General features: G+C 63.9%; 17 protein-coding genes, 1 rRNA gene and 2 pseudogenes. 18 read left to right on the top strand and 2 right to left on the bottom strand.

What is annotated here, in order from left to right; translation table 11 throughout:
• Window positions 1-69: 69 nt before the first annotated feature.
• The 16 genes and pseudogenes from RYL44_RS10225 to RYL44_RS06795 form a co-directional block, all read left to right on the top strand.
• The gene (locus RYL44_RS10225) at window positions 70-648 is read left to right on the top strand and encodes an MGMT family protein (RefSeq protein WP_390883807.1); all 579 of its coding nucleotides are present in this window, start codon (window positions 70-72) and stop codon (window positions 646-648) included.
• Window positions 649-833: 185 nt separating this feature from the next.
• Window positions 834-2,351, top strand: coding sequence for a sugar ABC transporter ATP-binding protein (locus tag RYL44_RS06865; protein ID WP_314975499.1), 1,518 nt, complete (start codon window positions 834-836; stop codon window positions 2,349-2,351).
• Window positions 2,348-3,352: an ABC transporter permease gene (locus tag RYL44_RS06860; RefSeq protein WP_073982873.1), complete on the top strand. Its 1,005-nt coding sequence runs from the start codon at window positions 2,348-2,350 to the stop codon at window positions 3,350-3,352. The genes RYL44_RS06865 and RYL44_RS06860 overlap by 4 nt, the downstream gene beginning before the upstream one ends.
• A gap of 93 nt (window positions 3,353-3,445) precedes the next feature.
• Window positions 3,446-4,504: a substrate-binding domain-containing protein gene (locus tag RYL44_RS06855; protein WP_276741010.1), complete on the top strand. Its 1,059-nt coding sequence runs from the start codon at window positions 3,446-3,448 to the stop codon at window positions 4,502-4,504.
• 188 nt (window positions 4,505-4,692) lie between these two features.
• On the top strand, window positions 4,693-6,456 hold the full coding sequence (locus RYL44_RS06850) for an L-fucose isomerase (protein ID WP_314975498.1): 1,764 nt from the start codon (window positions 4,693-4,695) through the stop codon (window positions 6,454-6,456).
• 170 nt (window positions 6,457-6,626) lie between these two features.
• On the top strand, window positions 6,627-8,036 hold the full coding sequence (locus RYL44_RS06845) for a rhamnulokinase (RefSeq protein WP_314975497.1): 1,410 nt from the start codon (window positions 6,627-6,629) through the stop codon (window positions 8,034-8,036).
• Window positions 8,011-9,006, top strand: coding sequence for a LacI family DNA-binding transcriptional regulator (locus RYL44_RS06840; protein WP_314975496.1), 996 nt, complete (start codon window positions 8,011-8,013; stop codon window positions 9,004-9,006). The genes RYL44_RS06845 and RYL44_RS06840 overlap by 26 nt, the downstream gene beginning before the upstream one ends.
• Window positions 9,007-9,019: 13 nt before the next feature.
• Window positions 9,020-9,451, top strand: a complete 432-nt coding sequence (locus RYL44_RS06835) for an RbsD/FucU family protein (RefSeq protein ID WP_314975495.1) — start codon at window positions 9,020-9,022, stop codon at window positions 9,449-9,451.
• 331 nt (window positions 9,452-9,782) lie between these two features.
• Window positions 9,783-10,532: a DeoR/GlpR family DNA-binding transcription regulator gene (locus RYL44_RS06830; RefSeq protein ID WP_073982868.1), complete on the top strand. Its 750-nt coding sequence runs from the start codon at window positions 9,783-9,785 to the stop codon at window positions 10,530-10,532.
• A gap of 10 nt (window positions 10,533-10,542) precedes the next feature.
• A complete protein-coding gene (locus RYL44_RS06825) occupies window positions 10,543-11,886 on the top strand; it encodes a dihydrolipoamide acetyltransferase family protein (RefSeq protein WP_314975494.1) in 1,344 nt (447 codons plus the stop codon).
• A 16-nt stretch (window positions 11,887-11,902) separates the two neighbouring features.
• Window positions 11,903-13,270 (top strand): dihydrolipoyl dehydrogenase, encoded by a 1,368-nt coding sequence (gene lpdA / locus RYL44_RS06820; RefSeq protein ID WP_314975493.1) that lies wholly within the window; start codon window positions 11,903-11,905, stop codon window positions 13,268-13,270.
• Window positions 13,271-13,300: 30 nt separating this feature from the next.
• Window positions 13,301-15,754, top strand: a complete 2,454-nt coding sequence (locus tag RYL44_RS06815; RefSeq protein WP_314975492.1) for an alpha-ketoacid dehydrogenase subunit alpha/beta — start codon at window positions 13,301-13,303, stop codon at window positions 15,752-15,754.
• Window positions 15,755-15,908: 154 nt separating this feature from the next.
• Window positions 15,909-17,228: a PHP domain-containing protein gene (locus tag RYL44_RS06810; RefSeq protein ID WP_314975491.1), complete on the top strand. Its 1,320-nt coding sequence runs from the start codon at window positions 15,909-15,911 to the stop codon at window positions 17,226-17,228.
• Between the two features lie 49 nt (window positions 17,229-17,277).
• Window positions 17,278-18,300: an SDR family NAD(P)-dependent oxidoreductase gene (locus RYL44_RS06805; protein ID WP_314975490.1), complete on the top strand. Its 1,023-nt coding sequence runs from the start codon at window positions 17,278-17,280 to the stop codon at window positions 18,298-18,300.
• 106 nt (window positions 18,301-18,406) lie between these two features.
• Complete coding sequence (locus RYL44_RS06800) at window positions 18,407-20,008, top strand: alcohol dehydrogenase catalytic domain-containing protein (protein ID WP_314975489.1); 1,602 nt, start codon at window positions 18,407-18,409, stop codon at window positions 20,006-20,008.
• Between the two features lie 358 nt (window positions 20,009-20,366).
• Window positions 20,367-20,840 (top strand): annotated as a pseudogene (locus tag RYL44_RS06795) (hypothetical protein); the annotation flags it as partial.
• A 1-nt stretch (window position 20,841) separates the two neighbouring features.
• On the opposite strand, the gene RYL44_RS06790 reads toward RYL44_RS06795, so the two are convergent.
• A complete protein-coding gene (locus RYL44_RS06790) occupies window positions 20,842-22,152 on the bottom strand; it encodes an ISL3 family transposase (protein ID WP_314975488.1) in 1,311 nt (436 codons plus the stop codon).
• Between the two features lie 120 nt (window positions 22,153-22,272).
• Between RYL44_RS06790 and RYL44_RS06785 the strand changes: the two are divergent.
• A pseudogene (locus tag RYL44_RS06785) lies at window positions 22,273-22,602 on the top strand (hypothetical protein); the annotation flags it as partial.
• A gap of 92 nt (window positions 22,603-22,694) precedes the next feature.
• Here the strand turns inward: RYL44_RS06785 and RYL44_RS06780 are convergent.
• The gene (locus RYL44_RS06780; protein ID WP_314975487.1) at window positions 22,695-24,164 is read right to left on the bottom strand and encodes an alanine/glycine:cation symporter family protein; all 1,470 of its coding nucleotides are present in this window, start codon (window positions 24,162-24,164) and stop codon (window positions 22,695-22,697) included.
• Between the two features lie 568 nt (window positions 24,165-24,732).
• Here RYL44_RS06780 and RYL44_RS06775 point away from each other — a divergent pair.
• Window positions 24,733-25,512: ribosomal RNA gene (locus RYL44_RS06775) — 16S ribosomal RNA — on the top strand; the annotation flags it as partial.

Below are 25,512 nucleotides of genomic sequence, written 5' to 3'. Positions count from 1 at the left end.
CGGGTTGCGAGGGCGTGGCTCGCATGTGGATAGGTTACGCGGATGTGGATAGGTTAATAACCTATCCGGATGCCCATAACCTATCCGGATGTCGATAATCTATCCGCGTGCGGGGTGGGCTCCGGCTGGCGTGCGCGTGCACGGGCGCGGGTTGCGAGGGTGTGGACGTCGGAGCTGGCGTGCTCGGGCGAGGGTGACGAGGATGTGGGCGGCTCGCGTGCGCGTGCGCGTGCGGCGCTGGCCTGCAGATTGAATAGCTACCTGAGAAGCGAAAGAAGGAATGGAACTGTGCGAGAAGACTTGGTCGAGGTTGTGCTACGCGTCGTGGAGGCGATTCCGCCCGGGAGCGCGGCGACCTATGGGATGATCGCCCGTGCCATCGGGACCGGACCGCGCATCGTTGGGCGGATCATGCACGAGTGGGGCGGTGGGGTTCCGTGGTGGCGTGTCGTGAACGTTCACGGAACTTTCCCAACAACTGTCCGAGAGGATGGTTTATCTCACTGGGTGAGCGAGGGGATGCCTCACGATTTTGAGAGAGGAAAACTGCTCCTGGATGAGTGTGTTGTTAGTGAGGAGTGGCTCGATAATGTCGCGCGTACTATCCTTGATGATCTGCGGAATGGTGTGGAAATGTCAGACTCTTAGGGGTGAGATTCGATAACGATTTGATCACGTCGTCATCAATTTGGCTCGCGCACCCTCGTGTGATGCTTTACTCTTAAAGAGACGCCGAAGAGGGCGTTTCCTTGGAGCCGTTTCCGTTAGCGCTAACGAAACCGGGGAAGCAAACTCCAGAAACAGAGAAGTTACTGGTACCCAAGGGGTGAGAAGTGACGAACTTACTAGAGCTCAAGGGGATCTCGAAGACGTTCCCCGGCGTGAAGGCGCTGTCCGACGTGGACCTCGACCTTCGCCCCGGTGAAGTCTTGGGTCTCTGCGGTGAGAACGGAGCGGGCAAGTCCACGCTCATGAAGGTGCTCACCGGTATCCACAAAGCGGACCCGGGCGGTGAAATCTGGCTGCAGGGCGAGCGGGTCGACATTCAGTCCCCGGAGCATGCCCGTTCCCTCGGCCTGTCGATCATTCACCAAGAATTGAACATTGTTCCTGACTTGACCGTTGCCCAGAACCTGTACCTCGGTCGGCCAGGATCCTCGACGTGGTCCTACATCGATGACCGCAAGATGGTACGAGACGCGTATGAGCTGTTCGAACGCCTGAACATGCGGATTGATCCGACCGCGCACTGTCGTGACCTGCCGGTCGCTCGCCTGCAGATGGTTGAGATTGCGCGCGCGCTATCCTTTGATTCGAAGATCCTTGTCATGGACGAGCCTACGGCCCCCCTGACCACGACCGAGACGGAATCGCTGTTCGAGCTGGTGCGCGACTTTGTGTGCCCGACGACGGGCCTGATCTTCATCACGCATCGTATGCCTGAGCTGACGGAACTGACCGACCGTATTTCTGTCCTGCGCGACGGTAAGTACATTGGCACGGTGGAGACGGCCTCGACGCCCATGCGTGAGGTTGTCAAGATGATGGTGGGTCGCGAGGTCCCTGCCGACGCGCGCCCGACGACCAAGCCGCTGTCTGATGAGGTAGTGCTGCGCGTCGAGAACCTCTCGACCGTCAAGGTGGTCCACGATGTTTCGTTCGAGGTGAAGAAGGGCGAGATTTTTGGCTTCGCGGGCCTGGTCGGCGCCGGTCGCTCAGAGGTTGCACGCGCGATCTTTGGTGCGGATCGCCACACGAAAGGCGCGATTTACGTCAACGGAAACAAGGTGTCGATCAAGAGCGCCACGGACGCCGTGAAGAACGGTATCGGTTACCTGTCCGAGGATCGCAAGCAGTACGGTCTGCTTCTGGACAAGGACATCTCGTTCAATACGAGCTTGGCGGCGATGGATAAGTTCACGAAGTTTACTGTCGTCAACGCCAGGAAGATCCGCGAGGTTGCTCGTGACTACGTGAAGAGGCTGCGCACCCGTACGCCGAGTGTGGACGTTGAGGTCCGTTCCTTGTCGGGTGGCAACCAGCAGAAAGTCGTGTTGGCTAAGTGGCTGGAACGTGACTCGGAGGTTTTGATCTTCGATGAGCCGACGCGCGGCATCGACGTGGGTGCGAAGGACGAGATCTATACGCTGCTTGAAAACCTGGCGTCGCAGGGCAAAGCGATCATTGTGATCTCCTCGGAGTTGCCCGAGGTCTTGCGCCTGGCGAACCGTATTGCCGTCATGGCCCACGGTCGCATCATTGGCGTCCTCGACAATGAGGACGCCACCCAAGAAAACATCATGGAACTGGCCACCGTCGGCCAGGAAGAAGTGAACGGAGTACACGCGTGAGCGCCGTCGTCGACAATAAGGGCCTGCAAGCGCCCTCGCCTTTCACCGCTTTCATCAAGAAGAACATGCAGTTGCTGGTCGTGATAGCCGCGCTGGTGGTCATTCTTGTGTTCTTCTCGCTGGCGGAACCCAAATTCGCGTCGACGAAGATCTATCTTGACATCGTCCTTCAGGCCGCGTTCACCGGCGTGATGGCGTTGGGTGCAACCTTCGTGATTGCGACTGGTGGCATTGATCTCTCTGTCGGTACGGGTCTCAGTTTCGTCGCTGTCATGGCCGGTGTCTTCCTGGCGGGGGACAAGATGAATCTGCCGCTCGGCGTCGGCCTTGTGTTGACCATCCTGGTTGGCGCTGGCGTCGGTCTGATCAATGGTCTAAACGTTTCGATTCTGGGGCTGCCGCCGTTTATTGCAACGCTGGCGATGATGATGGTTGCGCGAGGCCTGGCGCTCGTCATTTCGCAGACCCAGTCGATCAAGATTAAGAATCCCGACTACATGGCGTTGGCGACCGGCACGCTGATTCCCCATGTTGCTAACGCGGCGCTCATCTTCGTGCTGTTGACGATCCTGGCGACCTTCCTTATGAATAAGACTCTGCTGGGGCGTTACGCCTTGGCTATTGGCTCCAACGAGGAGGCTACCCGCCTGTCCGGCGTCAACGTTCGCCTGTGGAAGATCATCATCTACGTTGTTGCTGGTGTGTTCATGGCCATCGGTGCCGTTCTTTACTCTGCGCGTCTGGGCCTGGTCCAGCCCGCTGAGGGCGTGGGCATGGAGCTCAACGTTATTGCGGCGGCTGTCATCGGTGGTACGTCTCTGTCGGGTGGCCGTGCCTCGATCCCAGGTGCGCTGGTTGGTGCCCTCATTATGGAAACCCTGAAGAAGGGCCTGATCATGATGAGTATCGCGCAGGACTATCAGTATGTTGTGACGGGTATCGCGATTCTGCTCGCGGTTGCCGTGGACAATATTCGCCGTGCTCGTGAGAACGCGGCCTGACCCATCAACTTTCTCCATATCTATTGAATCCGGACAGAGATGTCCACCGTCCTTTGGTTGGGTGAGCCCGACCAAACCATGAAAGGAATACCAATGCGACCCATCGGACGTTTCATTGCCGTCGCTGCTGTCGGCACCATGGCCCTTGGCTTCACGGCGTGTTCGCGCTCGGAGGATACCTCCACAGCGAGCACTGGCTCGAATACTACTGATTCGGCGCTGACTGTCGAATGTGCGTCGGCGTATGGCGCTGACTGGGAGAATTCGATTAAGGAGGGTGACGGAACCCAGACGGTTTACCTCGTGTCGAAGGGCTTCCAGCACCGTTTCTGGCAGGCCGTGAACGAAGGCGCGGTTGCAGCTGGAAAGGCTTGCAACTACAACGTGAAGTTTGTCGGGCCTCAGAACGAGAAGGCTGTGACAGAGCAGAATGATCTGCTGAACGCGGCGCTCGCTGATAAGCCTGCCGCCATTGGTTTCGCGGCGCTTGATTCGGCTGCGGCCGCTGAGACGCTGGGGCAGATCCAGGCGGAGGGTATCCCCGTGGTTGCCTTCGACTCGGGTGTTGACTCGGATATTCCGGTCACGACGGTTCAGACGGACAACTATGCGGCTGCTGGTGAGGCTGCTGCGAAGATGATTGAGCTCCTGGGCGATAAGCAGGGGTCGGTTGGCATGGTGTGCCACGATCAGACGTCGACGACCGGTAAGCAGAGGTGTGCGGGTTTCAAGGAGTACTTCGAGAAGAATGCTCCGTCGAACCTGACGCTGATTCAGGAGCAGTATGCGGGTGAGGTCGGCCTGGCCGCTGATACCGCTAAGGGCATTATCCAGGGCAACTCGGATGTCATCGGCATGTATGGTTCCAATGAGGCTGCGGCCTCGGGTGTCGTTCAGGGTGTTGGGGAGACCGGCAAGGACGTCACCGTCGTCGGCTTCGATTCGGGCAAGACCCAGATCGACGCCATCAAGGCCGGCAAGGAGGCTGGCGCTGTCACTCAGTCTCCTCAGCGGATGGGTGAGCTGACGGTGAAGGCTGCGATCGCTGCCATTAATGGTGCTTCGCTGCCTACTGTCATCGACTCGGGCTTCGCGTGGTACGACCAGACCAACATTGACAGCGATGAGATCAAGGGCAACCTGTACGAGTGAGTCGCTCGCTTGATAGGGCACGAGGCCGGGGCCGGGTAGGCGCATGCTGAACCGGTGGCCCGCCGCGGGTCCCGCTCCGAATGGTTGGGGCGGGACCTGCGGACCCGGTATTCACTGAATCCAAGGATCCGAGGGGGCGTGCGCCCCCGCGCTCCGACATCGACGTCTTCATGAGGGATGAAGGAATAATGACTGAACACCCCCGCATCGGAATCCGCCCCACGATTGATGGCCGCCGCAAGGGCGTGCGTGAGTCGCTCGAAGAGCAGACTATGAACATGGCGAAGTCTGTCGCCGACCTTTTTACGTCCACGTTGCGTTACCCGGACGGCGCCCCAGTCGAGGTCGTCATCGCTGACACCACGATCGGTCGTGTCCATGAGGCGCAGGCATGCGCGGCGAAGTTCCGTGCGAACAATGTGGGTCTGACCGTGACGGTGACCCCGTGCTGGTGTTATGGCACGGAGACCACGGACATGGATCCGGCGATGCCTCACGCGATTTGGGGCTTCAACGGGACGGAGCGCCCGGGTGCTGTGTACCTGGCGGCTGCTTTGGCTGGCCACGCCCAGATCGGTATTCCCGCTTTCGGTATTTATGGCGAGCATGTGCAGGACGCTGACGACACTTCGATCCCGGAGGACGTGCGTACCCGCCTGATTGATTACGCGACCGCTGGCCTGGCTGTCGCTCAGATGAAGGGCGAGGCTTACCTGTCCATGGGTTCGGTCTCCATGGGTATCGCCGGCTCCGTCGTTAACCCTGACTTCTTCGGCTCTTACCTGGGCATGCGCAACGAGTACATCGATATGAGCGAGTTCACGCGCCGCATCGACGAGGGCATTTATGATCCCGAGGAGTACGAGCAGGCGTACCAGTGGATCCGCGAGAACTTCAAGCAGGGTAAGGACTGGAACCCGCCGGAGTGGCGCTACCCCGACAAGCACGAGGACTGGTGGAAGTTCGTCACCAAGATGACGCTCATCGCTCGCGACCTGATGCACGGCAACCCGCGCCTGGCCGAGCTGGGCTTCGAGGAGGAGGCGGGAGGCCACGGTGCCATCGCTGCCGGCTTCCAGGGCCAGCGCCAGTGGACCGATCACTTCCCGAACGGCGACGTGCTCGAAACTATTTTGAATACGAACTTTGACTGGACCGGCATCCGTCAGCCCTCCGTCGTGGCCACGGAGAACGATTCGCTTAACGGCGCGTCGATGCTGTTCGGCTACCTGCTGACCAACACGCCGCAGATCTTCTCCGACGTGCGCACTTACTGGAGCGCGGAGTCGATCGAGAAGGCGACCGGCTGGAAGCCGGAGGGCCGCGCGGGGGCGGGCCTGCTCGACCTGCGTAACTCCGGCTCCACCACGCTGGACGGCGCAGGCAAGGCCGTGCGCGACGGTAAGAACGTCATCAAGCCCTGGTACGAGCTCACCGAGGAGGACCGTGAGGCCACGCTGGAGGCCACGACCTTCCATCCGGCCTCGACGGGCTACTTCCGCGGCGGCGGCTTCTCGACGCACTTCCGCACCTCGGGCGAGATGCCCGTGACGATGTGCCGCCTGAACCTGGTGCGTGGCCTCGGACCGGTCCTGCAGATCGCCGAGGGCTACACGGTCGAGCTGCCCGACGAGGTCGCCTTCACCATCGAAGAGCGCACCAACATCGAGTGGCCCACCACCTGGTTCGTCCCGAACCTGACGGGTGAGGGCGCCTTCAAGAGCGTCTACGACGTGATGAACAACTGGGGCGCGAACCACGGCGCGATCTCCTATGGCCACATTGGCGGCCAGCTCATCACGCTGGCGTCGATGCTGCGCATCCCGGTCAACATGCATAACGTCCCCGAGGAGCGGATTTTCCGCCCCAAGGCGTGGTCGCTGTTCGGCACCGAGTCCCTGGAGTCCGCGGACTTCCGCGCCTGCCAGACCTTTGGCCCGATGTACCGCTGATGTACGTCCCGTTCGGGCTCGGGTTCCTCTCTCCCCGAGCCCGAACGGGTTCCTTTCCTGGGAATATCTGATTCCGGGATTTGGCCCCGGGACCGGCGATGAGGAAAGCCGCACTACTATCCGGGTGATGGGAGGCGCCGAGCGTGGGCGTTTTGAGCAGGAGACCTTCAATGACCACCGTACTTGCTGTTGACCTTGGTTCCGCGTCGGGGCGGGTTCTCGCCGGAACCCTGCGTGAGGGCCGCTTGGAAGTGACGGACATTCACCGCTTTAAGCACGAGGCGCGCCGCCGCACGGATGGGACGCTCACGTGGGACGTGGCGACGATGGAGGCTGAGACGATCAACGGCCTGACGAAGGCGCTCGAGCAGTTCCCGGATGCCCGCGCGGTCTCGATCGACACGTGGGGCGTGGATTGGGCCCCCCTCGACGAGGACGGACGCCTCGTCGGCGACGTCATCGCCTACCGGGATGAGCGCACCTCCCGCACGCTGCCCGCATTCCGCGAACGCATCGCGGACCGCGAGTTTTTCGACCTGACCGGCAACCAGCCCGCGACCATTAACACGGCGAACCAGCTGTTCGCTTATCTGCGTGAGGACCCCGAGGCGGCGGCCCGCGTGAACTCCGTTCTTTTCTTACCTGACTACTTCGCGTACCGCTTGACCGGTGTCCTCGGTTGGTCGCGTACGATCGCTTCGACTTCTGGGCTGCTGACTCCGGGCGGAGGTGACTTCAACGACGAGGTCTTTGCTCGTCTCGGCATCCCGCGCGGCTGGTTCGGTGAGCTAGCTGCCGACCGTACTGTCGTTGGTCCCTGTACGGTCCCCGGCCTCGAGACCCTCACCGTCGTGCGCGGCGGGGCCCACGATTCGGCGTGCGCGGTCCATGGCTTGCCCATCGAGGAGGGCAAACACGCTTACTTCCTGTCCTGCGGCTCATGGTCGGTGCTCGGAGCCATCGAAGATGCGCCCCTCATGAGTGATGTTGCGTTCCGGATGGGCATCACCAATGAGGGCCGCACTGACGGGGGAGTGCGCCCCCTTTTCAACATCACGGGCATGTGGATTCTGCAGGAGATTCAGCGTCAGTGGGAGCGCGAGGGCACGCCCACGGACACAGACGAATTGGTTGCCCAAGCCCGTGAGTTGCCTCCCGCCCCCGGCGTTTTCGACCCCGATGGTCAGGCCTTCGCGACTCCGGGCGACATGCAACGCAAGATCGATGAGGCCCTGGACGCTCAGGGGGTTGCTCGTCCCGACTCCATGGCCGGCTACGTGCGCGTCATCATCGAGTCTTTCGCCCGCCGTTACGCTCGCGCGATCGGAGAGCTCACGCAGGCCACGGGGCGAGCACCCGATCAGCTCAACCTCGTCGGTGGCGGCGCCCGTAACCGTCTGCTGTGCGACCTGACCGCCCAGATCGCGGGCGTGATTGTCGTGCGCGGCCCTATCGAGGCCTCGACTTTCGGTTCTCTCCTGGCCCAGCTCGAAACGATTGGCGTCATGGCGCCGCACGACCGAGCATCCGTCATCGCTGCGAGCGCGTCGACTCATGTCCACACACCGACGCTCGCCTAAGAAAGTCTCGCTGGCGGACATCGCGCGAGCGGGCGGCGTTTCCACGAATACCGTCTCGCGTGTCGTGCGCGGCGACCCGGAAGTCTCGGAGAAGACGCGGGCGAGGATCGCCAAGCTCGTCGAGGAGCTGGGCTACGTGCCCAACTACGCGGCGCGGGCGCTCGCGGCCAAGCGGACGAACGTGTTGCAGGTCGTACTGGCCGCGCCTATGTTCCACGGTCACGGCACGGTGCTCCTGTCGATCCTCAATGCCTCGGCGCAGGCCGGGTATCACGTGTCCCTGTCCTACGCGTATGGGCCGGACGGGCAGTTGCGCTCCGATTTTGCGCCCTTCGACGTGGATGGCGTCATCATCCTGGGTGGCCAGGATCCGACGATCGACGTCGCGATTGAGTCGGGTAAGCGTTTTCCGACGGTGCTGGTGCTGACGAGCGAGAAGGGTCTTGATGGTATTTCGACGGTCGCTGTGGATAATGTGCGCGGCGCGCGGCTGGCTGCGGAACATTTGTTGGCGCAGGGCCTGACTGACGTGATTCATATCGCTGGTCCCGATGGGTGGTCGGATGCGCAGATGCGTCGGATTGGGTACGAGCAGGCGTGCGATGCTTACGGTGTTGAGCCGGTTATTTTGCAACCTGATTCGTGGGATTCGCGTGACGGCTACGACGTGATGCGTGCGGCGGGCCGTTTGCCGCAGGGCGTCCAGGCGGCGAACGATCAGTTGGCTTTGGGCGCGATGCGCTTCATCTACGAGCGTGGGGGTGTGGTTCCCCGCGATGTGCGGGTCGTTGGGTTTGACGACATTGATGGCGCTGATTCGTATGCGCCGCCTTTGACGACGATTCATCAGCCGTTTGATCGTCTGGGTCGTACGGCGGTTCGTCTGGTGCGCTCGCTCATGGGTGGTGGTCCGTCCCAAGACATTGTTATTGATCCTGAGCTGGTCATCCGGGCCAGTTCTCACATGTGAGAAAGGTATGTTCATGCTGTATGGTCCTATGACTCATCCTCAGTTCCTGCGCGCGCTGGCCGCGGCCGGTCACGGGTCGAAGGTTTTGTTGGCGGATGCGAATTATCCGCATACGACGGGTGTGAACCCGCGATGCGAGCTCATTTCCCTCAACCTCGCCCCGGGCCTGTTGGACGTCAGTCAGGTCCTTGACGTGCTCAAGCGGACGATTCCGATCGAGCGCGCCGAGATTATGACTCCCGCGCCCGACGCCGATCCGGTGGAGATTCCGATCCACGACGAGTTCCGAGCGGCGTTGCCGGGTGTGGAGTTTGGTGAGTTGTCTCGCTGGGATTTTTACGATGCTGCGCGCAGTGAGGATGTGGGTATCGTGGTGGCGACGGGGGAGCAGCGCCTGTATGGCAATCTGCTGCTGACGGTGGGTGTGCGTGCGCCGGGGGAGTAGTGCCTCTTCTTGGTGCGAGGCCTGGGCCGGGGTAGGCAACGATCTGCACTTTCGTTTCGTTTTCGTTTAAACGGTGGTGTGATTGGCGAGGTTTCGCGTGTGTGGCAGCGGGCGGGCGGTTCGATGTGGACCGTCCGCTCGTTCATTTATCTTTGATATGTCAGGGCAATTGGGTTTTGGTTTGCCGGATGTGCGTAGGGATGTTCTGGGGGGTGTGTTGTTGAAAATTATCCTTACGTGATGTTGCATACTTTCGTTTAAGTGACTATTCTGTCCTTAACGAAAGTCAAAGCGACAGAGGGTTGTCGCGGATGTATCACGAGGTGAAACCATGGGACGTGCAGAGGAACGCACGAACTACATCTTGGATCGCCTTGCTCGAGAGGGTGAGGTGAGTGTCGCGCAGCTCGCCTCCGACCTGGGCGTTTCCCCCGTCACCATTCGTGCCTCGCTCAAGACCCTCGATGAGCAGGGCTACCTGGTGCGCACCCACGGAGGGGCCCGCCCCACCACCTTCCGCAACATCCACCTGCGTCAACATGATCGCGTGGACCAGAAAGAGCGAATTGCGCGGGCCGCCGCCGACATGATCCACGACGACGACCGGATCATGATCGAGGCCGGCACCACCTGCGCCCTCATCGTCAAGTACCTCACCGGTAAGCGGGGAGTCCAGGTCCTGACCAACTCCGTCCTGGTCTTCGCTAACGCGCGCTCCAACCCGCACCTGAACATTACGCTGACGGGCGGACATTTCCGCGCCGAATCCGAGTCCCTCGTAGGACCCGTCGCCGAGCGCGCCATCAATGACTTCAACGCGCGCATCGCGTTCCTCGGAACGGACGGTTTCAGCGTTGATCGCGGCCTGACTACCCAACTCGTCGAGGGTGGACAGGTTGGTTCCATCATGCGCACACGCGCACAAGAGACGTGGCTGCTCACAGACTCCTCAAAGTATGGGGAGGCCGGCTTCGTCACCTTCATGGGGATCGACCAGGTCACCGGAATCATCACCGACGATGAGATCCCCGAAGAATCCATCAAGGAATTGGCCGAGCGCACCACGCTGCGCATCGTCTAGGAGGAATTACATGGCCACCATCGTGGTGATGCCCCAGCTGGGCAACTCTGTTGAGTCATGCATCATCGTCGAGTGGATGATCGCAGAAGGCGACAGCGTCGCCGTAGACCAGACCCTCGCGTCCATCGAAACGGACAAGTCGACGATGGAGGTCCCCTCCACCGCCGAAGGAACCGTCTTGAAGATCCTGTGGGAAGAAGGCGACGAAGTCCCCGTCAAGGATCCCCTCATCATCGTCGGAGAACCCGGAGAGGACATCTCCGGCCTCGTGCCCGGAGGCGATGACGCCCCCGTCGAGGATGCACCCGAAAAGGCGACCGCCGCACCCGAGCAGGCTGCCCCCGCCTTTGCCACCGAGCGAGCCACCGGCGCGGTCTCCCCGCGCGCCCGCGCCCTGGCCGCATCCGCAGGCGTGGACGCCTCGGCCATCTCCGAGGGCTCCGGCCCGCACGGCCGCGTCATCGAGCGTGACGTCGCCGCAGCGATCGCCGCCGGACCGGTCCTGACCTCCGCCGCGCGCGCCGCCGGCGTGAGCGCGACCGAAGGCACCGGCATCGGTGGGCGTGTGTCCGTCGCCGACGCAGGCCGCGTCGCCCAGGCCGCCGAGGCCTCGGCCCCCACCGCTGTCGCCGCCCCCGCGGGCGCAGACTTCCCCGGCGCCTCGACCTCCGCCCCGCTCAAGGGCGTGCGCAAGGTCGTCGCCAAGCGCATGATGGAGTCCCTGACCTCCACCGCGCAGCTGACCCTCAACACGACGGCTAACGCCGCCGGTATCCTCGCGATGCGCAAGCGGGTCAAGAACGCGGACGAGGCCCTGGGCCTGAACAAGATCACGCTCAACGACCTGGTCTGCTTCGCGGTGTCGCGAACCCTGCTCAAGTACCCGGTGTTCAACGCTCACCTTCAGGACGGCGTCCTCACGCAGTTCGAGCAGGTCCACCTCGGCTTCGCGTGCGACACCCCGCGCGGCCTCCTCGTCCCCGTCATCCGCTCCGCGCAGGCCCTGGGCCTCAAGGCGTTCTCCGACGAGGCCAAGCGCCTGGCCGGCGGCGCGATCGACGGCTCCCTGTCGCCCGACTTCCTGAGCGGCGGCACCTTCACGGTCTCCAACATCGGCTCCTTCGGCATCGAGACCTTCACCCCCGTCATCAACCTGCCCCAGACGGCCATCCTGGGCGTCGGCGCGATCACCCCGCGCCCGACCGTGGCAGCCGACGGCACGATCGGCGTGGAGCAGCGCCTCAACCTGTCGCTGACGATCGACCACCAGGTCATCGACGGCGCCGACGGCGCCCGCTTCCTCGCCGACCTGGTCGCCGCCATCGACAACATCGACGTGACCGTCCTGGCCTGAGGAAAGAGGAACACTCATGAGTGACACGCATTTTGACGTCATCGTCCTCGGTGCGGGCCCCGGCGGCTACCTGGCCGCCGAACGCCTCGGCCACGCGGGTAAGAAGGTAGCCCTCGTCGAGAAACAGTACCTGGGCGGCACCTGCCTGAACGTGGGCTGCATCCCCACCAAGACCCTGCTCAACGGCGCGAAGAACTACCTGCACGCCAAGGAAGCCAGCCAGTTCGGCGTGGACGCCCAGGGCGTTGCCGTCAACTGGACGCAGATGCAGGCCTGGAAGGATCAGGTCGTGGGCGGCCTGGTCGCCGGGGTCGCAGCCACCGAGCGCAAGGCGGGCGTGACCGTCATCAACGGACGAGGCCACCTCGACGCCCCCGGTCGCGTGACCGTTGAGGGCACGACTTACACCTCGGACCACGTCATCATCGCGACGGGCTCCGTGCCAGCCATGCCCCCGCTGCCCGGCACCCAGGACAATCCGGCGCTGGTCGATTCCACGGGCATCCTGTCCCTGCCCGAGGTCCCCTCCCACCTCGCGATCATCGGCGGCGGCGTCATCGGCGTCGAATTCGCCTCCCTGTACTCCACCCTCGGCTCCCAGGTGACCGTCATCGAGATGGCCCCCGAGATCCTGCCGTTCATGGACGACGACCTGGCCGCCAAGGCCCGCGCCGCCATGAAGGACGTGACCTTCGAGCTGGGCTGCCGCGTCGAGTCCCTCGACGGGGGCACCGTCCACTACTCCAAGGGCGAGGAGAAGCTGAGCGTCGAGGCCGACGTGGTCCTCATGGCGGTCGGCCGCCGTCCAGCGACGGTGGGCTGGGGTGCCGAAGAGGCCGGCCTCGAGATCAACCGCGGCATCGTCGTCGACGACACGATGCGCACCAACCTGCCCAACGTGTGGGCCATCGGCGACGTCACCGGACGCTCCCTCCTGGCGCACGCCGCCTACCGCATGGCGGAGATCGCCTCGGCGAACATCCTGGACCCCTCCGCCAAGAAGCGTGGCGAGGTCATGCGCTGGCACACCGTCCCGTGGGCCGTCTTCTCGATCCCCGAGGCCGCCGGCGTGGGCCTGACCGAGTCCGCCGCCAAGCGCGAGGGCCGCGACGTCCTCGTCGCTAAGGTCCCCGCCCTCATGTCGGGCCGCTTCATCGCCGAGAACGGCTTCAAGGCCCCCGGCGAGGCGAAGATCCTGGTTGATCCCGCGACCCACCAGGTGCTCGGCATTCACGTCCTGGGCGCCTACGCGGCGGAAATGATCTGGGGCGCGCAGGCAGTCCTCGAGATGGAACTGACCGTCGAAGACCTGCGCCAGGTCGTCTTCCCACACCCCACCGTGTCCGAGGTTATCCGCGAAGCCGCGTGGGCCGTCACGCTCTAACGAACCCCTACGTCAAGGAAGAGTAGAACAATGACTCAGTCTCTTATCATCGACCCCAACGAGGTGCGTCGCCCCGGGCACGTGACGTTCCCCGATGTGCCCGTCAACCAGTACACCTTCGACCGTGAGACCGAGATCGCCCGCTACGGCGAAAAAGGCATGGTCCAGATGCTCCACGACATGATCGTCGTGCGCACCTTCGAGTCGATGCTCGACTCCATCAAGAAGACCGGCCAGTGGCAAGGCATCGAGTACAATCACCGCGGCCCCGCCCACCTCGGCATCGGCCAGGAGAGCGCCTACGTCGGCCAGAGCTACGTGCTGTCGCCCGATGACTTCATCTTCGGCTCGCACCGCTCCCACGGCGAGATCCTCGCCAAGTGCTACTCGGCCATGCACCAGATGGACGAGGGCCAGCTCGAGGGCATCATGAAGGGCTTCCTCGGCGGCGAGACCCTCTCCTACGCTGAGAAGATCGACTACAAGGACACGAAGGATCTGACCGAGAACTTCATCCTCTTCGGCGCCCTCGCAGAGATCTTCGCCCGCAAGTCCGGCTTCAACCGCGGCCTGGGCGGTTCGATGCACACCTTCTTCCTGCCCTTTGGCTCCTACCCGAACAACGCCATCGTCGGCGGCTCCGCCCCGATCGCGAACGGCGCGGCCCTGTTCAAGCGCATCAATCGCAAGCCCGGCATTGTCGTCTCCAACGTCGGTGACGCTGCCCTGGCCTGCGGCCCCGTGTGGGAGGCCATGAACTTTGCGTCGATGGACCAGTTCCGTTCCCTGTGGCGTGAGGAGGACGGCGGCAACCCGCCGATCCTGTTCAACTTCTTCAACAACTTCTACGGCATGGGCGGCCAGACTTTCGGCGAAACCATGGGTTATGAGATCCTCGCCCGCGTGGGCGCGGCCCTCAACCCCGAGGCCATGCACGCCGAGCGCGTCGACGGCATCAACCCGCTGGCCGTCGCGGACGCGACCACCCGCAAGAAGAAGATCCTCGAGGAGGGCCGCGGCCCCGTCCTCATGGACACCATCACCTACCGCTTCTCCGGCCACTCGCCGTCGGACGCCTCCTCGTACCGCACGAAGGAAGAGGTCGAGCTGTGGGAGCAGGTGGACTGCATCAAGGAGTACTCCAACCTGCTCATCTCCAACGGCCTGACCACGCAGGACGAGATCGACGGCTACGCGGCCTCGCTGACCGACAAGCTGGTCAAGGTCCTCAAGCTGGCCATCGACGACGAGGCCACCCCGCGCGTCGCGGACGGCTACATCGACACCGTCATGTTCTCCAATGAGAAGGTCGAGGCCTTCGACGACGCGACCCCCGAGATCGACCTCGAGGACAACCCGCGCGTGAAGGCCCTGGCCAAGAAAGTGCGCTCCTCCGTCGATGCCAGCGGCAAGCCCGTCTCCAAGATGCGCATGTACCAGTTCCGTGACGGCCTCTTCGAGGCGATGCTGCACCGCTTCAAGACCGACCCGACGATGGCCGCATGGGGCGAGGAAAACCGCGACTGGGGCGGCGCCTTCGCCGTCTACCGCGGCCTGACCGAGGCCCTGCCCTACCGTCGCCTCTTCAACTCGCCTATCGCCGAGGCCTCGATCGTGGGCGCCGGCGTCGGCTACGCGATGGCCGGTGGCCGCGCGGTCGTCGAGCTCATGTACTGCGACTTCCTGGGTCGCTCCGGCGACGAGGTCTTCAACCAGATGGCCAAGTGGCAGTCGATGAGCGCCGGCCTGCTCAAGATGCCCCTCGTCCTGCGCGTGTCCGTGGGTTCCAAGTACGGCGCGCAGCACTCCCAGGACTGGAGCGCGCTCGTCGCCCACATCCCGGGCCTCAAGGTCTACTTCCCGACCACCCCGACCGACGCGAAGGGCATGCTCAACCTGGCGCTGGCCGGAACCGATCCGGTTGTGTTCCTGGAGAGCCAGAAGCTCTACGACAAGGGCGAGGACTTCGAGCCCGGCGGCGTGCCCGAGGGCTACTACGAGACCGAAGAAGGCGAGCCGGCGATCCGCCGCGAGGGCACCGACATCACGATCGCCGCCTACGGCGCGACCGTGTACAAGGCCCTGGAAGCCGCGGACGTCCTGGCCGAGAAGTACGGCCTGAGCGCCGAGGTCATTGACCTGCGCTTCGTCGCCCCGCTGAACTACGACAAGCTCATCGCGTCCGTGAAGAAGACCGGTCGCCTCGTCCTCACCTCGGACGCGGTCGAGCGCGGTTCCTTCCTCAACACGGTTGCCGCCAACGTGCAGACCCTCGCCTTCGACGCCCTCGACGCGCCGATCGCGGTCGTCGGCTCGCGTAACGGCATCACGCCCGGACCTGAGCTTGAGTCGTATTTCTTCCCGCAGGTCTCCTGGATCCTCGACTCGATCCACGAGCGCATCCTGCCGCTGCCCGGCCACGTGCCCACCACGAAGCACGCGACCGAGGCCGAGATCGCTCGCCTGAACCGCGAGGGTCTGTAAAGCACTGGGGGCGGGCCGCTCCCCCCCCTTTCCGGCCCGCCCCCGTCCGAGGCTCGCATTCCCTGGTGTGAGCCGCGCGAGGCCGGGGCAAATCTCCTCCTCACCTGTGCCCCGGCCTCGCGCCCCTTCCCCCTGTGCCCACCCCAACGAAGAGATGGCTAAACCCATGGACATCACCAACGACCCGGCTGCAACACCGGCGAAGCGCATCGAGGCGCTGCGCGCGGTAGCCGCCGACGAGCACTTCCCGACCTGGGTGCCCGAGTCGAACAACCACATTCACACCTGCTTCTCCTTCAGCCCCTACACGCCCACGCACGCCGCCCTGCTGGCGCGCCGGGCCGGACTGCGCGTCGTCGGCTCGGTCGACCACGACTCCATCGGCGCGGCGGGCGAGATGAGCGAAGCCACGTCCGTCCTCGGCATGGGCTGTGTCACCGGCTTCGAAATCCGCGCCCGCTTCGGCGAGGGCACGCCGCTCGCGCAGCGCAAGCTCAACAACCCCGACTCTGTGGGGGTGGCCTACATGACCGTCCAGGGCGTGCCCGCCCCGGCACGCGAGACGGTCGCCCAGTGGCTCGCTCCCAGGCGCGCCGCCCGCCTGGAGCGCACCCTCGCGATGGCCGCGCGCGCCAACGCGATCCTCACCGACCTGGGCCTGGAGTCCTTCGACCCGCGCTCCGACATGGTCGGCATCTCCCAGTACGCCAACGGCGGCGGTATCACCGAGCGCCACCTGCTGGCCGCCATGGCCTCGGCCCTGATCCGCGGCTTTGGACGGGGCCCGGCGCTGGTCCAGGGCCTGGACTCGATGGGCGTCGAGGTCCCCGCCTCCCTCGAGAGCGTCCTGTCCGACGCGGACAACCCGCACCTCATGTACGACCTGCTCGGCGTCCTGAAAGCCAACTACCTGGATCGCATCTACATCCAGCCCACCGACGAGCTGCCCAGCGCCGCCGAGGTCGTTGCCTTCGCCGACTCGGTCGGCGCGATCGCCACCTACGCCTACCTGGGCGACGTGTCCGCCTCGCCGACCGGCGACAAGAAGGCCGAAAAGTTCGAGGACGACTTCCTCGACGAGCTCTTCGAACACATGGAGTCCATCGGCCTGCGCGCAGTCACGTACATGCCCCCGCGCAACACCCCCGAGCAGCTGGCGCGCATCCACGCGCTGGCGACCGCCCACGGCATGCTCGAGATTTCGGGTGTCGACATCAACCAGCCCCGCCAGCGCTTCACGTGCGAGGAGCTGCGCCGCCCCGAGTTCGCGGACCTCAACGAGGCCACCTGGGCCCTCGTCGCGCACGAGGCCCTGTCCTCCCTGGACCCCGACCTGCACCTGCTGGGCCGCACGGGCCGCCTGACCCCCGAGGCGCTCGCCCAGCGCATCGCGCAGTACGCGCCCCTGGGGCGCGCGATCGCGGACGGCGAGGACGCCGCCCAGGTCGCCACCCGAGCCACATCGATCAACTGACGAACGCGCATGACGACCGCGCAGAGAAAGCAGAGAAAAGAGAACCATCATGAGTAACGCTCCCGAGGTACGAGGCCTGTTCCTGAAGGCGCTGGGCCGCCCGGTCATCGTAGCGCCCTCCACCGCCGAACCCACCCTCACCTTCGACGGCCCCCTCGCCGAGGTGTGCCCCTGCTCCCTGAAGGAGACGGAGCTTCCCGTCGTCGTGCGGGCGGGGGAGGAGACCTTCGAGGTGCGCCCCACGCGCACCGGTGAGCGCACCATCAACGGTCGCGTCGCCCTCGTCACGGGCGGCGCGCAGGGATTCGGCGCGGAGATCGCCCGAGGCCTGGTCGAGGCCGGCTGCTTCGTGTACGTCGCCGACCTGAACGGTGAGGGCGCTGCGGCCAAGGCAGCCGAGCTGGGCGGTGAGGGCGTCGCCCACCCGATCACCGTCAACGTCGCCGACGAGGACTCCGTGGCCGCGATGGCCGCCGAGGTCGAGCGCGTCACCGGCGGTCTCGACCTGGTCGTGTCCAACGCCGGCATCGTGCGTGCCGGCTCCGTCCTCGAACAGGACGCCTCAGCATTCCGCCTGTCCACCGACATCAACTACGTGGCCTTCTTCCTGGTCACCAAGCACCTGGGCCAGCTCCTGGCCCGCCAGCACTCCACCGCCCCCGAGTGGCTGACCGACATCATCCAGATCAACTCCAAGTCCGGCCTGGTCGGCTCGAACAAGAACGCCGCCTACGCAGGCTCGAAGTTCGGCGGCATCGGCCTGGTCCAGTCCTTCGCCCTCGAGATGGTCGCCCACGGCGTCAAGGTCAACGCGATCTGCCCCGGCAACTTCTACGACGGCCCCCTCTGGTCCGACCCCGACCGCGGCCTCTTCGTCCAGTACCTGAACTCCGGGAAGGTTCCCGGCGCCAAGACCGTCGCCGACGTCAAGGAGTTCTACGAGGCCAAGGTGCCCATGCGCCGCGGCGCCCAGGGCATCGACGTCCTGCGTGCGATCTTCTACATCGTCGAGCAGGAATATGAAACCGGCCAGGCCGTGCCCGTCACGGGCGGCCAGGTCATGCTCTCCTGACACCGTCTCGAGGCCGTGGACCCTGGGTGTTCACGGTCCCCTCCAAGGGCACCCCGGCCTCGTCCCTCCCGTCCCCACCATCGTTTTCCCTGTGAAGGAGTCAGTCATGACCCAGATTCCCTCCACCCAGTACGCGATTCAGATCGTCGGCAAGGAGGAGTTCGTCGTTAACCCGGCGAAGCCCGTTGACCCCGTCGGCCCGACGCAGATCATGCTCAAAGTTGAAGCCTGCGGCATCTGCTTCTCCGATACGAAGCTGCTCCACCAGTTCGATAGCCACCCGCGCAAGTCCGACGTGGTGGCGGGCATCGACCTGGATGCCCTGAAGGACATTCCGTCCTACCATCCGAACCAGGAGGCGGTGACTCCCGGCCACGAGCCCGTGGTGCGCGTCGTGCAGGTCGGCGAGAAGGTCACGCACTTCAAGGTCGGCGACCGTCTGCTGGTCCAGGCGGACTGGAAACACCTGCGCACCGCGAAATCCAACGGTGCCTTCGGGTACAACTTCGACGGCGCCCTCGAGGAATACGTCGTCGTCGACGAGCGCTGCGTCGTGTCCCCTGACGGCGAAGAGTTCCTCATCCACGTGTCGGAGGGCCCGTCGGCCGCCGCCGTCGGCCTCATTGAGCCGTGGGCGACCGTCGAAGGCTCCTACGCGTGGGCCGAGCGCGATCACGTCGCCGACGGCGGGCGCCTCCTGGTCGTCGGCGAGGGCGACATCGATGCGCTGACCGCCGAGCACAAGCCCGCCGAGGTTGTGCGCGTCGCCGTCGACGCCGTTGAGGGCGCCCTGGGCGAGTTCGACGACGTCGTGTTCTTCGGCTGCGACGCCGACGCGATCGAGAAGGCCGCGCTCCTGATCGGCACCCGCGGCACCATGTGCGTCGTCCTGGGTGGCGGCACCATCGAACGCAAGGTGTCCCTCGACATCGGCCGCGTCCACTACGACTTCATCCGCTTCTGCGGAACGACCGGATCGGACCCGCGCGAGGGCTACGCCTGGATTCCCGCCAACGGAGATCTTCGTGAAAACGACCGTTGCGTCTTCGTCGGCGCCGCCGGCCCGATGGGCGTCATGCACACGATGCGCGCCGTCACCTGCGGCGTGCCCGGCATTAGCGTCGTCGGCACCGACCTGTCGGACGAACGCCTGGCGAACCTCACAAAGGTTGTCGGCCCGACCGCCGAGAAGAACGGCGTGCCGCTGGACATCATCAACACCGCCTCGACTCCCCTGGAGTACGGCTACACCTACGCGACGTGCCTCGTGCCTGTCCCGGCTCTGGTCTCCCAGGCCGTTGACCTGCTGGCTGAGGGTGGCATCCTGAACGCGTTCGCCGGTATCCCGGCCGGAACGTTCGGCGACTTCGACCTGCAGGGCATCATCGAGCGTCAGATCTTCATGCTGGGCACCTCCGGCTCGGACGTCTCCGACATGCGCACGGTCCTGCGCAAGATCGAGGCTGGCATCATCGACACCACGATCTCCCTGTGGGCGATCACCGGCATGGCGGGCTTCGGCGACGCCATCAACTCGGTCATCAACCGCACCTCGGGCGGTAAGATCATGGTCTTCCCCTCCCTGCACGACCTGGGCCTGACCCCCGTGTCCGAGCTCGCCGAGAAGCTGCCGACGGTCGCCGCGAAGCTTGACGCCGCCGGCCTGTGGACCAAGGAGGCCGAGGAGGCGTTGCTCGCCACGGAGTAAGCGCGCGCTCGTGCGATAGGGCCCCGGCCTCGTTCATGTTCCTGGGACGAGGCCGGGGCCCCCTTGTGCCTCGTGCGCCGGGTGCCGGTGGGTGAGTTCGCGGGCGGAGCTGCCGCGGTGTTGGCGGGGCGGAGGCGGTGGCGGGGCTGCCGCGGTGTTGGCGGGGCGGAGGCGGTGGCGGGGCTGCCGCGCCGCCCGTTTTGCAGGAAGTCTCTCGCGAAAAGGGTCCGCGGCGGTCGACTTTCTGTCATCATGGGTGTCAAGCGTTGAGTGGCGGAACAAGGAGGTTGCCGTGAGATTCGACGATTGTGTGATAAGTGAGGGCTACGTGGCGCTGTACACGTGGCTGTGCGGGCAGATGTCCCCGCGCACGCCGCACGCGGCGGACCTCTTTGCACAGGACAGGGAGTGCCTCTACGATGCGTTTCTGTCAGTGCTTGTCGGCACGGGGTTGGGGTTCGCCCGGTTCGACGACAATCGCACCCATCATGGGCTCTACGTCTTCGATTTTTTCGTGGGCGATGAGGCGCCACCCCGGCGTGGGGGAGCGGACGGGCCGGGGGAGTCCCGCGCAGCAGGGCAGCCCTCCCCGGCGGTCGCCACCCCGGCGATGTGCCACGCGATCGTCGACACGTGGCTCGGGGAAACGGGCAGGCGCATCCCGTTCGTGGCCTCTGTGATCGCTTCCGTTGCCACCCTCGAGCTCGTCGCGCGGGTTCGCGTCGACGAGTGTGTCTTTGAGTGTGACCTGCCGCCGGGTTACGCGCGCTCCACCGCGAACATGCCGTTCGAGGACGGGAGCCTGCCGATCGGCTCGCTGGATTTGTGGCTCTTCATAATTGAGGGTGTAGTTGGGGTCTGAATCCTCCGGTTTCGAGGAGGCAGCGGGTGATGTAGTGGGTGAGGTTTCGGAATCCGAGGGCGGATCCGCGTAGGTGTTCGAGGCGGCCGTTGATGGCTTCGGTGGGGCCATTGCTGGTGTGGGGGTGGTCGAAGTAGGCCAGGATGTCCCCGGCTCGACGTTTGAGTGTCCTGCCCAGTGTGATGATCTCTGTGAGGGAGCGTGGCACGTCCGCGTCGCTGAGACGGTCTATTTCGGCTTGCATCAGGGCCTTACCCGCACTCGTGTCGGGCGCCCGGTAGGCGTCGATAATGTTCTGGTAGACGCTCCAGGTGACCTCGAGGGCGACGTGCTCGTCGCCGGAAAACAGGTCGAGTATCTGGTACTGCTGGAGCGGCGTGAGCAGGCATGATCGGGTGTGTAACATCCTGCGGGCCTTGTACAGGGGGTCCGTGGCACGCCCGCGCCGGTGGTGGAGTTCTTGCTGGATGCGCCTGCGGCACTCATCGAGAGCATCACCAGCCAGGTGCACGACGTGGAAGGGATCCATGACCGCCCTTGCGTCTGGGAGTTCTTCAGCGGCGGCGCTTTTGAACCCGGTGAATCCATCCATCGCGACAATCTCAATGTTCTCGCGCCACGTGGCAGGCTGGGAGGCCAGCCAGGTTTTGAAGACCCGCTTGGAGCGGCCCGGGACCATATCCAACAGCCGGGAGGGACCACTGCGATCGTGGACGGGCGTCACGTCCAAGATGACGGTGACGAATTTGTCGCCGTAGGGGGTGTGGCGCCACACGTGTTCATCCACGCCAATGACGCGCACGCCTTCGAACCGGGTCGGGTCGTTGATCAGTGAGCGCTCTCCTTCGGCCAGGACAGCAGTGTTAGCGGTATTCCAGGACACGCCCAAGGCCTGGGCAACGCGCGCCACCGTCAAATGGTGGACGACCAGCCCAGTGAGCGCCCAGCGCACCGCCGCCCGTGAGAGCTTCGCGCGCGGATCGGCCGCTTGGCTCATGTCTTGGCGCCACACGTGAGCACACGTCTCGCACCGGTAGCGGCGCACGCTCACATGCAAAATCGTGGGACGCCACCCGTAGGGCTCGTGCGCCAAGCGCCTGACCACCGTGTCACGAGCCACGCCCTGGCACCCGCAACGTCGACACCACCGATCCTCACCAGTAATACGGCACGCCAACACTGCATGGTCTGCCTCAATGCGCTGACCCGTCACCTCCAACCCCAAGCCATCCAGGCGCGTGAACGCGCTCAGATCAGGGCGATCAAAGATAGTATTGGACATGTCGAGGTCTTTCAGATGGACGGTGTCGGAACCCCCATCATCGAAAGACCTCGACCCATACCCGGCCACGACACGCCCAACCCCGCCAACAACACCTACACCCTCAATTATGAAGAGCCGGATTTGTCCCTGGTTGCCCCTGATCCGCTCATCCACGTCGAGGCGAGCCCGCGATACAGATACGTCGAGGCGAGCCCGCGATACAGATACAAGGGACAGACCCTGTCCTTCTCGGGCTTCGCCGACGCCCTGGCATCGTCCGTGCAGATGGGGCTGGCCGTGGAGTCCTCCATGGCCTCCGCCGTCGGGGTCACTGCCACGCTGCGCGCCCCCCACGACCGGCCTGAGATGCTCGGGTGGGTCGCCGACGCGGTGGCTCGCGCCCTGTCCGCGTGCGGGCACACCGGGGGCGTGCAGATCCGAGCGCGCTTCGCACACGCGCCCGAGTAGGCACTGATCGCCGCGCCGTCGCGCATAGCGAAGCCCCGGCCTCGTCCGTTCATTCAGACGAGGCCGGGGAACGTTGCGAAGGGAGAGGACCCTTACGCGTTGGTCTTCGCGGCGGCGACGGGGGCGTCGTCCTTCCAGAAGTCCAGCTCGTCGGGGTTCAGCCCGATCGAGGAGGCCTTGAAGTGCGGGTCGAGGCCCGCCTTACGCTGCGCCGTGTAGTCGTCAGCGCAGTCGACGGCGATCTTGCCGAGGAACACGATGACGGGCAGGTTGATGAGCGCCATGAGGCCCATCAGGATGTCGCCCAGGTTCCACGCGACCTCAAACTTCAGGAGCGCGCCGCAGAACACCAGGGCAGCGGCCGCGAGGCGGAAAACGGTGAGCATCCAGTGCTTGATCTCGATCTTGCCCAGCAGGAAGCGGAAGTTGACCTCGGCGTAGTAGAAGTTGCCGACCAGCGTGGTGAACGCGAAGAGGAACAGTGCGACCGAGATGAAGACCTGCGCGACGCTCTGGCCGAGCACCGTGGCCATCGCGTCCTTCACGAGCGGAGCACCCGTCACGCCGTCATCATCGCCGACGCCCGAGGACAGGACGACGAACGCGGTGAAGGTACAGATGATCATCGTGTCGATAAAGACGGAGAGCATCTGGACGAGGCCCTGCTTGGCGGGGTGCGACACCGACGCGGAGGCCGCAGCGTTAGGAGCCGAACCGACACCGGCCTCGTTCGAGTAGAGGCCACGCTTGATGCCGTACATCATGGCCGATCCCGCGAAACCGCCGAAGATGGCGTCGAAGTCGAACGCACCCTTGAAAATCGCGGAGAACATCGCGGGAATGTTCTGGTAGTTGACGGCGATGACGACAGCGCCCACACCCAGGTAGATAATCGCCATGATCGGGACCATGTAGCCCGTCACGTCGGTGAGGCGGCGAGTGCCGCCCAGAATCGACACGGCCATGAGGACCGCGAGGATCGCGCCGACGATCCACGGCGTCCAGGTATTCGCCCAGCTGTAGTGCATGAAGGTGTCAGCCACGTTGTAGGAGGCCAGCAAGTTGAAGCCACCCATGTAGGTCAGAATCAAGACGATTGCGAAGAGGTAGGCAAGCCAGCTCGCCTTCAAAGCGGTCTGGATGTAGTAGGCCGGGCCACCGTAGGAGTGGTGGGGGCCCCGCTTCTTGTAGATCTGCGCGAGCGTCGACTCGATGAAGGCCGAGGCGGCGCCGAGCGTGGCAATGACCCACATCCAGAAAACAGAGCCGGCACCGCCGAGAGTCACGGCGGTGGCGACGCCCGCAATGTTACCGACGCCGACGCGCGAGGCCGTGGAAACCATCAGCGCGCGGAAGGAGGACACGCCGCCTTCCTTCTTCGGGGGCTCCATGACGACGCGGAGCGCTTCGATAAACATGCGCAGCGGAAGCGCGCGAGTGAAGAGGAAGAAGAAGAGGCCAACCGCGATCAGAAGCGCGACGAGCAGGTACGTATACATGAAGCCTGAAATCGTATCCAGGGTGCCGGCGAGATCGAAGGCCGGGCTCAGGGTTCCATTCATGGTCGATCCTAGTGTTGAAGGAAGCGGCGAGGCCGCTCGGATGATGCGAGTATAGCCGTCGGGTCAACGCTTGGTAAAGCTTTGGGCAAAAAATGTGATAGTCCTGCTATAGCGCCAGGTCAGGGGTATGCGACGATCGGTTTGAAGCGCGTCGTGGCGCACACTTTGTGTGACATTCTGTGTTCTGGGGCATGAAAATCGCGGAAAAATGGCCTGAAATGGCGCTGAATCTTCTAGAAAACCGCGGAATCCTGCGGAAGTGCGTGCTGAGGGGGGCAAAAAGCCTCGATTTGACGATCGGCGGGCAAGTGCGTAAAGTTCTTCTTGTTGCGCCGAACGGCAGCGAACGAAGCGAGAAGCTTGGTCGTGGGAACTTGGCGCGAAACGCCTTTCGAGATCGCACAGATTTTCTGTGTGCGTTTGAATGTGTGGGTGTTGTTTGTGAACTCGATAGTGTGTTTGTTTGTTTTGTTTATGCCTGTTTTTTGTTTTTGAGTGTTTTTGGTTGGGATTGCTGGCTGGCTGTTTTTGGTTGGTTGGTTTTTCTGGGCTTTAACGTTTTTGTTTTTGTTCGGAGAGTTTGATCCTGGCTCAGGACGAACGCTGGCGGCGTGCTTAACACATGCAAGTCGAACGCTGAAGCCCAGCTTGCTGGGTGGATGAGTGGCGAACGGGTGAGTAACACGTGAGTAACCTGCCCCCTTCTTTGGGATAACGCCCGGAAACGGGTGCTAATACTGGATATTCACTGGCCTTCGCATGGGGGTTGGTGGAAAGGTTTTTTCTGGTGGGGGATGGGCTCGCGGCCTATCAGCTTGTTGGTGGGGTGATGGCTTACCAAGGCTTTGACGGGTAGCCGGCCTGAGAGGGTGACCGGTCACATTGGGACTGAGATACGGCCCAGACTCCTACGGGAGGCAGCAGTGGGGAATATTGCACAATGGGCGCAAGCCTGATGCAGCGACGCCGCGTGAGGGATGGAGGCCTTCGGGTTGTAAACCTCTTTCGCTCATGGTCAAGCCGCAACTCTGGGTTGTGGTGAGGGTAGTGGGTAAAGAAGCGCCGGCTAACTACGTGCCAGCAGCCGCGGTAATACGTAGGGCGCGAGCGTTGTCCGGAATTATTGGGCGTAAAGGGCTTGTAGGCGGTTGGTCGCGTCTGCCGTGAAATCCTCTGGCTTAACTGGGGGCGTGCGGTGGGTACGGGCTGGCTTGAGTGCGGTAGGGGAGACTGGAACTCCTGGTGTAGCGGTGGAATGCGCAGATATCAGGAAGAACACCGGTGGCGAAGGCGGGTCTCTGGGCCGTTACTGACGCTGAGGAGCGAAAGCGTGGGGAGCGAACAGGAT

The sequence above is a fragment of the Actinomyces bouchesdurhonensis genome, assembly GCF_963540955.1.
GTDB classification, from domain to species: Bacteria; Actinomycetota; Actinomycetes; order Actinomycetales; family Actinomycetaceae; genus Pauljensenia; species Pauljensenia bouchesdurhonensis.
The sequence above is the reverse complement of the archived record's forward strand: the minus strand, read 5'-3'. Positions and strand labels throughout refer to the sequence as shown.

Bases quoted from the DNA above. Each gene is read 5' to 3' on its own strand.
- lpdA (WP_314975493.1), top strand. From the start codon at position 11,903: ATGAGTGACACGCATTTTGACGTCATCGTCCTCGGTGCGGGCCCCGGC.
- RYL44_RS06855 (WP_276741010.1), top strand. From the start codon at position 3,446: ATGCGACCCATCGGACGTTTCATTGCCGTCGCTGCTGTCGGCACCATG.
- RYL44_RS06840 (WP_314975496.1), top strand. From the start codon at position 8,011: ATGTCCACACACCGACGCTCGCCTAAGAAAGTCTCGCTGGCGGACATC.
- RYL44_RS06825 (WP_314975494.1), top strand. From the start codon at position 10,543: ATGGCCACCATCGTGGTGATGCCCCAGCTGGGCAACTCTGTTGAGTCA.
- RYL44_RS06845 (WP_314975497.1), top strand. From the start codon at position 6,627: ATGACCACCGTACTTGCTGTTGACCTTGGTTCCGCGTCGGGGCGGGTT.
- RYL44_RS10225 (WP_390883807.1), top strand. From the start codon at position 70: ATGCCCATAACCTATCCGGATGTCGATAATCTATCCGCGTGCGGGGTG.
- RYL44_RS06830 (WP_073982868.1), top strand. From the start codon at position 9,783: ATGGGACGTGCAGAGGAACGCACGAACTACATCTTGGATCGCCTTGCT.
- RYL44_RS06805 (WP_314975490.1), top strand. From the start codon at position 17,278: ATGAGTAACGCTCCCGAGGTACGAGGCCTGTTCCTGAAGGCGCTGGGC.
- RYL44_RS06790 (WP_314975488.1), bottom strand. From the start codon at position 22,152: ATGTCCAATACTATCTTTGATCGCCCTGATCTGAGCGCGTTCACGCGC.
- RYL44_RS06780 (WP_314975487.1), bottom strand. From the start codon at position 24,164: ATGAATGGAACCCTGAGCCCGGCCTTCGATCTCGCCGGCACCCTGGAT.
- RYL44_RS06815 (WP_314975492.1), top strand. From the start codon at position 13,301: ATGACTCAGTCTCTTATCATCGACCCCAACGAGGTGCGTCGCCCCGGG.
- RYL44_RS06800 (WP_314975489.1), top strand. From the start codon at position 18,407: ATGACCCAGATTCCCTCCACCCAGTACGCGATTCAGATCGTCGGCAAG.
- RYL44_RS06810 (WP_314975491.1), top strand. From the start codon at position 15,909: ATGGCTAAACCCATGGACATCACCAACGACCCGGCTGCAACACCGGCG.
- RYL44_RS06835 (WP_314975495.1), top strand. From the start codon at position 9,020: ATGCTGTATGGTCCTATGACTCATCCTCAGTTCCTGCGCGCGCTGGCC.
- RYL44_RS06850 (WP_314975498.1), top strand. From the start codon at position 4,693: ATGACTGAACACCCCCGCATCGGAATCCGCCCCACGATTGATGGCCGC.